Here is a 9744-nt window from a genome sequence, read left to right on the forward strand (position 1 = left end):
CAAGAGGCAACAGCGCCCATGTGGTACAACGGTTTACTCGACCTGTCGGTCTGGCAGCTGGTGGCTGCGACTTTGCTGATGACACACGTGACCATCGTCAGCGTGACTGTCTATCTGCACCGCTACTCTGCGCACCGTGCACTGGAACTGCACCCCGCGCTCAAGCATTTCTTCCGTTTCTGGCTGTGGTTGACCACGGGCCAGAACACCCGCGAGTGGACCGCGATTCACCGTAAACATCACGCCAAGTGCGAAACCGTCGACGACCCGCATAGCCCGGTCATCAAAGGGCTGAGCACCGTGCTGCGTAAAGGTGCCGAACTCTATCAGGAAGAGGCGAAGAATCAGGAAACGCTGCGCATCTACGGCAAGAACTGCCCGGATGACTGGATCGAGCGTAATGTTTACAGCCGTTATCCGATTGGCGGCGTGACATTGATGGCGATCATTGACCTGGCGCTGTTCGGCGTACTCGGCATGACTGTCTGGGCGATCCAGATGATGTGGATTCCGGTATGGGCTGCAGGTGTCATCAACGGTCTTGGTCATGCTGTCGGCTATCGCAACTTCGAATGCCGCGACGCTGCCACCAATCTGGTGCCCTGGGGCATCCTGATCGGCGGTGAGGAGCTGCACAACAACCATCACACTTACCCTAACAGCGCCAAGCTGTCAGTGAAGAAGTGGGAGTTCGACATGGGTTGGGCCTGGATCAAGCTGTTCAGCTTCCTCGGCCTGGCGAAGGTGCAGCGCGTGGCGCCGATTGCGCATCGGGTCGAGGGCAAGGCCAGTCTGGACATGGACACTGCCATGGCCATCCTCAACAACCGTTTCCAGATCATGGCGCAATACCGCAAGTTGGTGATCGTGCCGTTGGTCAAGCAGGAAGTGGCCAAGGCCGACGAGTCCGTTCGTCACCTTTTCCGTCGGGCAAAACGCCTCTTGTCGCGTGAACCGAGCCTGCTGGAAGAGCAGCATCATGCGCACATCGCCGATATGCTGGCGCAAAGTCAGGCACTGAAGGTGATCTACGAGAAGCGCCTGGCGCTGCAGCAAATCTGGGTCAAGACCAGCAGCAACGGCCACGACATGCTCGAAGCCATGAAACAGTGGGTCCACGAGGCCGAGGCCAGCGGCATCCAGTCGCTGCGTGAATTCGCCGAGCAGCTCAAGACCTACTCGTTGCGACCGTCCAGCGCGACTGCCTGACCGCCGCTCGTTACAAGCAAAGGCCCGCCGAACTGGCGGGCCTTTGTGTTTGTCCAACGGCTCGCACTATGCTCAATTTCAATGCGAGGCGAAGGACGGATGGCCGCTGTAATGGACGATCAAGGCAAGGCTGTTTCCGAGTTGGAAGAACTGACCTTGGCTCTACTGCACAGTCGTGCCGAAGTAGAGCGTCTGGGTGTTCGCGAGCAGCTGTTCAGTAGCTTGCTTGGCAGCGTCAATGCCGTGCTCTGGGCCTTCGACTGGAGCGAGCAGCGGATGATTTATGTCAGTCCTGCTTATGAGCGAATCTTTGGCCGTTCTGCCGCGCTACTGTTGGCCGACTATGGCGAGTGGCGCAACAGCATCTATCCCGACGATATCGACTACGCCGCTGAAAGCCTGGCCAAGGTACTGGAAACTGGCGCGGTGGAGTCGCGTGAGTACCGCATCATTCGCGCCGATGGCCAATTGCGCTGGCTCAGCGACAAGTGTTTCGTCAGCCCCCGGCTGGGCACCGAGCAGGGGCATGTGATCGTCGGTATTGCTGAAGACATCACCGAGAAGAAGCGACTGGAGGGCGAGTTGCATCGCCTGGCAACCACAGATGTGCTGACCCAGAGCAGCAACCGGCGGCACTTCTTCGAATGTGCTCGCCGTGAGTTCGAGCACGCGCGCAAGTTCGGCAGCCCGCTGGCCTTCCTGCTGCTCGATCTCGATGACTTCAAGAAGATCAATGACCAGTACGGCCACCAGATCGGCGATGAGGTGTTGCGGCGCTTGGCGCAGTGCGGCAGCAACGCCTTGAGACGCGGTGATCTGTTCGGGCGTATCGGTGGTGAGGAGTTCGCGGCGCTTTTCCCCGGCTGTGAGCAGGATGTGGCATTGCAGGTGGCTGAACGGCTGCAGCGTGAGGTGCAACGCCTCGGTTTCCAGCATGAAGGTCAGCACTTCGGCATTACAGTCAGTCAGGGGCTGACCAGCCTGCTGGCCACTGATGTCAGCCTCGATGCGCTCTACGCTCGTGCCGATGCAGCGATGTACATGGCCAAGCGCCAAGGCAAGAATCAGATCGTGCTAGGGTGATGGTTGGCGATTTTCCGCCTGAGACCTGGTTCTCATGGGCGGAAAATTGCCGATCATGTGCTGTCATCGGTTAGCCACCGACTTGTCGAAAAAATGTAACCTACTGTTCTAGAAGCCTTGTGCGCCGACTTTGCCAAGCTGGCGCGCTATCTGCATAGGCCCCGAAAGATGCCGGCTAGGATGTCGGCGCACAATAACAACGACGAGAGCACTCACCATGCGCCACTCTGCCCGCCTCATTCCGGCCGTCCCGCTGCGTTCGCCGTTTCTTCGTTCTTCTTGAATTTTTCATGCGCCCATTCGAGCCCGGCTTTGCCGTGCCATGGCTCATGGGCGTGTGTGCCCTATTCGTTCCGGCCTGCCTCTTCGTGCCGAAGTCTGCGCCGGACGATGCGTCACCTTAAACACACTGGAGAGAAACATAATGAGAAAGACCTCCCTGGCACTGGCCGTAGCCGCCAGCACCCTGGGCCTGAGCCAAGTCGCCTTCGCCGATTTCATCGGTGACAGCAAAGCCAGCCTGACCATGCGTAACTTCTACTTCGATAACGACGTTAAGAACACCACCAATAACGATGGTGCCGCTCGTGAGTGGGGCCAGGGCTTTATTCTTAACTATCAGTCTGGTTTCACTGAAGGTACCGTTGGTTTTGGCGTCGATGCTGTAGGTATGCTGGGCGTGCGTCTTGATGGCGGTGGTCGCAGCGATAAGGCCGGTCGGGATCGCACCCCGGGCCAGCTTTTTCCTCGTGAGACCGACAACAGCGCTGTTGATGAGTTCAGCAAGGGCGGCCTGACCGGGAAGGTTCGTTTCTCCAAGACCGAGGCTCGCATCGGTACCCTGATGCCGAAGCTGCCGATCCTGACTTCAAACGATGGCCGCCTGCTGCCGCAGATGTTCGAAGGTGGCATGATCACCTCCAACGAGATCGACAACCTGACCCTGACCGCGGGTCAGATTGAGCACGCCGTAGGCCGTGCCTCGAGCAATAGCACCAGTTTGTCGATCGATGGCCGTACTGTTGGCCAGGCTGACTCCAACAAATTCTACTTCGGCGGCGGGGACTGGAAAGTCACCAAAGATCTGACTGCCCAGTACTACTACGCGAATCTGGACGATTTCTACAAGCAGCACTTCGCCGGCTTGGGCCACAATTTGGCACTGGGTGAAGGTAGTCTGAAGACCGATCTGCGCTATTTCCGCACTACATCCGACGGTAAGAACGGCAGCGCGGCCGGGCGTGCTGCAGGCTATACAGCTAACACTACCTTTGGTGATGGCACTGGTGAGGTCGACAACAACACCTGGAGCGCAGCCTTCACCTACACCCTTCAGAGCCATGCGCTTATGCTGGGCTATCAGCGTGTTTCCGAGAATAGCAACTTCGTCCAGCTGAACCAGGGTGGTGTCGAAGGCTCTTCGGGCGCCAGCGTTTATCTGCTGACCGACCGCTTGGTCAACAGCTTCACCCGTGCCGGTGAGCGCACCACTTTTGGCCAGTACAGCTATGACTTTGCCAGCCTCGGCGTGCCGGGTCTGAAAGCTTCGGTAGCCTACCTGAAGGGCACCAACATCCAGCGCGCCGACGGTTCGCAGAACAAAGAGTGGGAGCGTGACATCGCTCTGGACTACGTGTTCCAAGACGGCGCCCTGAAAGGTCTGGGTCTGGGCTGGCGTAACGGCATGCTGCGCGGCAATGCCACTACCGACGCCGACCAGAACCGCCTGATCGTCAGCTACACCCTGCCGCTGATGTAAGGCGAGAGTTTTCGGGAGGCTTGCCAAGGCCTGAGTCCCGAAAGCCAATCAAAAATGCCCGCATCCTATGGATGCGGGCATTTTTTATGGACGGCTGGTGACGGCTCAGCGTGGGGTGTCAGCTGGTGCTGCCGAAGTCGCGAGAATGGCGCTGGCCAGCGCCATGTCGTCGGCTTCCTGCAACTGCGGGTTGGCGCTGCGCAGTTGCTGCATCGCGGCTTCCAGGTGCGGGCCGCGGATTTCGCCGTTACTAGCGACGAAGCTGCTCGCGTCCTCTTCGGCCGCGGCGACCAGCTTGCGATCCTTGAAGGTCAGGTAGGTCGAGGCGGTGGTTGCGCCCGACGAAAGAATGTCGCGCAGCATGCCATCGGCTGCTGCGGTCTGGGCGATCAGAAAGGCACTGAACGCCAGTGCGGCACGGCTCGTTACACGCATGATGAAACTCCTTAGGGGTGGCTCCTCTCCTAGGAGTCGCGCAAGCCGCTGGTGGTTCCTTACAGGCGATGGCCGGTTGCCAGGCCGATCAGTTGCTGAGCTTGCGCATTCGTTGCTGATGACGCCACCAGAGCAATGCCGAGAGTATTGCCAGTGCGCCGAACAGCAGAAATTGCCAAACCCAGGGTAGCTCCGGGAACAGATAAGTCAGTGCACCGACCGCGACGGCCACCAGGCCGATCCATAGCAAGTAGCCTCCGGCGCCGAACACCTCGAGAATCAGCAGCAGGGTGGCCAGGGCCAGCCAGTCCCAGAACGACAGATGTTGCAGGTATGTGATCATGGGAAGACGCGGCTACCCATACTCAGACTGTTCGCTGATCGCCCTTCGGTGTGCATCGCATAGACTCCATTGCCAGATCAATCAATCTAAGCACAGTCGTCCGGGCTCTGCCGCCGACCCCTTCGCAAGGTGGGCAGATGCCAGGCCATCCGTGGGATCCAGGGCATGTTTACGCGTTCGCTGATGGTGTTTTTTGCTTACCGCTCTGTTGCTGGCTGGACAGGGCACGGTGGCCGGTGAGCTATTGAATGCCCTGCACCGTGCTGCGCCGCAGTTGAAGCAGCGTGCGTTGCAAGAAACACTATGGGCGCTGCGGTGCGCCGAGCGCGAAGGTGTGGGTGAAGGCAGGCGGTTAGCCGTGATCGATTACTCGCGCTCTTCGCTGGAGCGGCGCCTATGGGTTTTCGATCTGACGCACGGGCGTCTGCTGCAGCGTGAGTTCGTGGCCCATGGTCGCCAGTCTGGTGAATTGTTTGCCGAGCATTTCTCCAATCAGCCTGGCAGTAATCAGTCCAGCCTCGGTCTTTTTCGTGGCGCTGAAAGCTACAAGGGGCGGCATGGGCATTCGCTGCGCCTCGATGGTCTGGAGCCCGGCCTCAATGATCAGGCGCGTGCCCGTGCGCTGGTTATCCATGGTGCTGATTACGTGGCGCCGACATGGGCGCAGAGATATGGGCGTATGGGGCGCAGCCTGGGCTGTCCGGCGGTGCAGCAGGAGGTGATTGGTGTACTGGTGGATCAGCTCAAGGATGGCCAGTACCTGTTCGCCTGGCATCCACAGATAAGCGATGAGCGCTATCGAGATTGCGCGAGCGTCAGCGTTGCTCGCTCTGTGGAGTGACGCGCAGCACTTCCTCGATGGTGGTCAGCCCAGCAGCGACCTTCTGCGCGCCGGACAGACGCAGGCTGCGCATGCCGTCCTTGAACGCGGCGCGGCGCAGGGCGGTAAGGTCGGTGTCAGCGTTGATCAGTGGCTTGATGGCATCGTTGATCAGCATGATCTCGTAGACGCCAGCGCGACCCCGGTAGCCGGTTTCGCGGCATTCCAGGCAGCCGACGGCGTGATGCGCCTGACTCGGCGGCGGCGAGCTCCAGGGCCGGGTCAGACCGTTCCAGGTGTCTTCGTCCAGTTGCACGGGCGCCTTGCAGTGCGGGCACAGGGTACGCACCAGGCGCTGGGCCATGACGCCAAGGATGGTGGCCTTGAGCAGGTAGTGCGGCACGCCCAGTTCGAGCAGGCGGGTGATGGCGCTGGGGGCATCGTTGGTGTGCAGGGTGGACAGCACCAGGTGACCGGTCAGCGCTGCCTGGATGGCCATTTCTGCGGTTTCCAGGTCGCGGATCTCGCCGACCATGATGATGTCGGGGTCTTGGCGCATCAGCGCGCGCACACCGCTGGCGAAGTTCAGATCGATGTTGTGCTGCACCTGCATCTGGTTGAAGGCGCCTTCGATCATCTCGATCGGGTCTTCGATGGTGCAGACGTTCACCTCCTCGGTCGCCAGCTGCTTGAGCGTGGTGTAGAGCGTGGTGGTCTTGCCCGAGCCGGTGGGGCCTGTAACCAGGATGATGCCGTTCGGCTGGCTAGTCATGCTGGCCCAGCGGCGCAGGTCCTCGGGGGAAAACCCGAGTTGATCCGGGCTTTTCAGCAACACTTCCGGGTCGAAGATACGCATCACCATCTTCTCGCCGAAGGCGGTTGGCAGGGTAGATAGGCGCAACTCCACTTCGTTGCCATCCGGGGTCTTGGTCTTGACCCGGCCATCCTGCGGTTTGCGCTTCTCGGCGATGTTCATGCGGCCGAGGTTCTTCAGGCGACTGACCACTGCCATGGTGACCTGCGCGGGGAACTGGTAGACGGTGTGTAGCACGCCGTCGATGCGAAAGCGCACGGTGCCCTGTTCGCGGCGCGGCTCGATATGGATATCGCTGGCGCGTTGCTGGAAGGCGTACTGGAACAGCCAGTCGACGATGTTGACGATGTGCGCATCGTTGGCGTCCGGCTCCTGGTCCTGGGCACCGAGGCTGAGCAGTTGTTCGAAGTTGCCGACGCCGCTGACCTTCTGGTCGGTGGCGGTGGCGCCGCTGACCGAGCGGGCCAGGCGATAGAACTCGGTGGTGAAACGCTGAATGTCGCTGGGGTTGGCTACCACGCGCTTGATCGGGCGCTTGAGCACGTGCACCAGGTTGGCTTCCCAGCTGTGCACCAGCGGCTGGCTGCTGGCGATGGTGACGCTTTCGCTGTCCACTGCCACGGCGAGGATCTTGTGGCGCTGAGCAAAGGCGTAGGACATCAGCGGGGTGATGGCTGGCACGTCGATCTTCAGCGGGTCGATGCGCAAGTATGGTTGCCCGGCGAAGTTGGCCAGCCAGGTGGTGAGGGTTTCCAGGTCGAGCTTCTTGCCCGGCCTTTGCTGATCGTCCACCTGCTGCGCGGCCAGAAACTCCAGTGGATGCTGCGCGTTGTTCAGTGAGCTGCGGCGGATCGCCAGGCACTGCTCAGCTACATCCTGATCCACCCGGCCCTGGGCCACCAGCTCGCGCAGCAGGTCGCCAAGATCCAGTACACGGTCGGGGGCAGTGGCGGTGAAGGCGGACATGCGGGCTCCTCTGGGTCGGCCTGAACAAGGGTAGCAGGTCGTTCTTCAACGACCTTCTAGCCGAGCTAGGATGCCCGAAAAGTGGCACCAGGGCGAAGTGCCCGACGTGATCGATCGCCCGCTTCAGGCCACCTCCGTCACCAGGTTGTGATCCAGGTGCTGCCAGGTGACCTCCCATACGCACACCAGGCCGCGCAGTTTCTGGGCCAGCACGCCGGCTCGATGCAGCGAGATACCGGGCAGGCGCAGGCTGATATGCAGGTCATCTTGCAGGCGCTGCATGTGCAGGGCTTCGGGGAGCAACTGCAATTGCGCGAACAGGCCGAGCAGCCGGCACATGACGTCGGCCTCGGCGTCGGTGCGCAGTTGGTATTCGACACAAGCATTGGGGCGATCCTGCCAGGGATCGCGGCGATTATGGGCGGACGGAAATGGCGTGGTATCAGGCATGGCGGCAGCTCAGGCAGGTTTTGCCTAAGTTTCCGCCTTATTTCGGCAAAAGTTCTGCCTGGTTTGCTGTGTTGATGGCGTTTATGTGGATAGACTTACCTGAATAAGTGGCTGATGAGGAATTTTTATGTCCATTACGCTGGATGCCTACGATCAACGCATTCTTGCTTTGCTACAGGAGGATGCAGGCCTCTCCACGGCGGAGATCGCCGAGCGCATCGGTCTGTCGCAGTCGCCCTGCTGGCGACGTATCCAGCGGCTCAAGGAGGAAGGGGTGATTCGCAAACAGGTGACCCTGCTCGATCGCAAGCGCATCGGCCTGCATACGCAGGTGTTCGCCCAGGTCAAACTCAACGCCCACGGGCGCTCCAACCTGACCGAGTTCGCCGAAGCCATGCGCGAGTTTCCCGAGGTGCTGGAGTGTCACGTGCTGATGGGCGCGGTGGACTTCATGCTGCGCATCGTCACCCGCGATATCGAGGCCTATGAGCGCTTCTTCTTCGAGAAGCTGTCGCTGGTACCAGGGATCCAGGAGGTGAACTCGATCGTGGCGTTATCGGAGATCAAGTCCACCACCAGTTTGCCGCTTGCCTAGGAAACACTGAAAAAGCTGTCATGCCCGCGCAGGCGGGACAGCAGCCCTATCGCTGAACAGCGCTTGCGCTGGCCTGTAGATCTCGAGCCTTCGAATTTCCTGGGCTCCCGCCTGCGCGGGAGTGACGCAGGACATATTCAGGGTTTGATCACCACTGGCGGCGATTGCTCGACGTTGCGCCTGCTGGGTGGCGTGAGCCCCATGGACACATAGATGCTGGTCAGTTGATCGACGCCCATGTCGGCAGGGCGTATCCATTCTTCTGGTACGTAAAGCAGGCCGCCACCGACCGGAATCGGCGCGGTGGGGATGAGGATGGCGCAGTAGGCGCGGCCCTCCAGTTCGACGCTTTCCGAACTCGGGCGCAGGGCGAGCACCGCTGCGCCGTCGCCGCCGAAGAAGCACCAGACCGGTGCCATGGTGGTGATATCGGGGTTCTTGCTCTTGTCCAGCAGGCCAACGAATCGATCAGCCAGGTTGTAGAAATTGCCGATCAGCGGGGTACGCCGCAGGGTGCGGTCGATCAGCCAGGACAGCGGGCGGCGCAAGCCCAGTTGTACCGCCAGGCCAAGTGGGTAGAGGCTGGCCAGCAGCACCAGACTGCCCAGCATGTAAGCCAGATAACTATTGCTGGAGAAGGGTTGGCCGAGGGCTGCGAACAATTGGCCGATCAGGGTCGAAGGTCCGACCAGGCGATTGAGCAGGCTGAATATCCAGGCAAGCAATGCCAGGGTCAGTGCCAGCGGCAGTAGCGCGAGTAGACCCGTCAGCCAGGTGGTAACGACGGATTTCAGGCTGCGTCTGAGCATGTAGCGGTTTCCTTGACGATCTTGGCGGTGACTTTACGCCAGGCACGGCAATTCTGGGCAGTCTTGCCCGTGTGCGTGGTCGGCGAAATGGCTACAGCACTTTTCGTCAGATTGTTTCGAACAAAAAAAGCCCGGCACTAAGGCCGGGCGTAGTGGGTACACAAGGTACCGAAGTAGTAGCGTTTGGTCGAACCGTTACATGCCAAGCATATTTGGCAAGGCCAGGGACACCGCAGGTACATAGGTGATGATCACCAGGAAGCTCAGCAGCAGCATCAGCCACGGCATCGCCGCGCGGATCACCGCGGTCAGTGGCATCCCCGTCACCGCCGAGGTGACGAACAGGTTCAGGCCCACCGGCGGCGTGATCAAGCCGATCTCCATGTTCACCACCATGATGATGCCCAGGTGGATCGGGTCGATACCCAACTGCATGGCGATCGGGAACAGGATCGGCGCCA

The 9744-nt window shown here is 60.4% G+C and carries 11 protein-coding genes; 5 read left to right on the top strand and 6 right to left on the bottom strand.

All coding sequences use genetic code 11. The features are described from left to right. Window positions 1–18: 18 nt before the first annotated feature. From desA to CXP40_RS20255, 3 genes are all read left to right on the top strand, one after another. Window positions 19–1209 carry a delta-9 fatty acid desaturase DesA gene (gene desA / locus CXP40_RS20245; protein ID WP_099526652.1) on the top strand — a complete coding sequence of 397 codons (1191 nt, stop codon included), beginning with the start codon at window positions 19–21 and terminating at the stop codon, window positions 1207–1209. Window positions 1210–1320: 111 nt separating this feature from the next. Then, window positions 1321–2292, top strand: a complete 972-nt coding sequence (locus CXP40_RS20250; RefSeq protein ID WP_106735193.1) for a sensor domain-containing diguanylate cyclase — start codon at window positions 1321–1323, stop codon at window positions 2290–2292. Between the two features lie 424 nt (window positions 2293–2716). Continuing rightward, the gene (locus CXP40_RS20255) at window positions 2717–4051 is read left to right on the top strand and encodes an OprD family porin (protein ID WP_106735194.1); all 1335 of its coding nucleotides are present in this window, start codon (window positions 2717–2719) and stop codon (window positions 4049–4051) included. Between the two features lie 105 nt (window positions 4052–4156). Here CXP40_RS20255 and CXP40_RS20260 read toward each other — a convergent pair whose 3' ends face one another. Together CXP40_RS20260 and CXP40_RS20265 are read right to left on the bottom strand one after the other, a co-directional pair. Beyond that, window positions 4157–4486, bottom strand: coding sequence for a DUF2388 domain-containing protein (locus CXP40_RS20260; RefSeq protein ID WP_106735195.1), 330 nt, complete (start codon window positions 4484–4486; stop codon window positions 4157–4159). 88 nt (window positions 4487–4574) lie between these two features. Continuing rightward, a complete protein-coding gene (locus tag CXP40_RS20265; RefSeq protein WP_106735196.1) occupies window positions 4575–4829 on the bottom strand; it encodes an NfeD family protein in 255 nt (84 codons plus the stop codon). Window positions 4830–5022: 193 nt separating this feature from the next. Between CXP40_RS20265 and CXP40_RS20270 the strand changes: the two genes are divergently transcribed. Next, window positions 5023–5670 carry a murein L,D-transpeptidase catalytic domain family protein gene (locus CXP40_RS20270; RefSeq protein WP_106735197.1) on the top strand — a complete coding sequence of 216 codons (648 nt, stop codon included), beginning with the start codon at window positions 5023–5025 and terminating at the stop codon, window positions 5668–5670. Here the strand turns inward: CXP40_RS20270 and CXP40_RS20275 are convergent. Continuing rightward, window positions 5645–7429 (bottom strand): GspE/PulE family protein, encoded by a 1785-nt coding sequence (locus CXP40_RS20275; RefSeq protein WP_099526647.1) that lies wholly within the window; start codon window positions 7427–7429, stop codon window positions 5645–5647. The genes CXP40_RS20270 and CXP40_RS20275 overlap by 26 nt on opposite strands. A 123-nt stretch (window positions 7430–7552) precedes the next feature. Continuing rightward, a complete protein-coding gene (locus tag CXP40_RS20280; protein ID WP_106735198.1) occupies window positions 7553–7879 on the bottom strand; it encodes a hypothetical protein in 327 nt (108 codons plus the stop codon). Between the two features lie 127 nt (window positions 7880–8006). Between CXP40_RS20280 and CXP40_RS20285 the strand changes: the two genes are divergently transcribed. Continuing rightward, a complete protein-coding gene (locus CXP40_RS20285; protein ID WP_106735199.1) occupies window positions 8007–8474 on the top strand; it encodes an Lrp/AsnC family transcriptional regulator in 468 nt (155 codons plus the stop codon). Window positions 8475–8611: 137 nt separating this feature from the next. Here CXP40_RS20285 and CXP40_RS20290 read toward each other — a convergent pair whose 3' ends face one another. Both CXP40_RS20290 and CXP40_RS20295 read right to left on the bottom strand, forming a co-directional pair. Beyond that, entirely contained in the window at window positions 8612–9283 is a 672-nt protein-coding gene (locus tag CXP40_RS20290; protein WP_106735200.1) for a DUF502 domain-containing protein, read from the bottom strand. A 195-nt stretch (window positions 9284–9478) separates the two neighbouring features. Further along, the coding region (locus CXP40_RS20295; RefSeq protein ID WP_157831701.1) for a TRAP transporter large permease subunit at window positions 9479–9744 on the bottom strand (266 nt) is incomplete at its 5' end.

It is taken from the genome of Pseudomonas sp. YY-1, assembly GCF_002843095.1.
Taxonomy (GTDB): Bacteria; Pseudomonadota; Gammaproteobacteria; order Pseudomonadales; family Pseudomonadaceae; genus Aquipseudomonas; species Aquipseudomonas sediminis_A.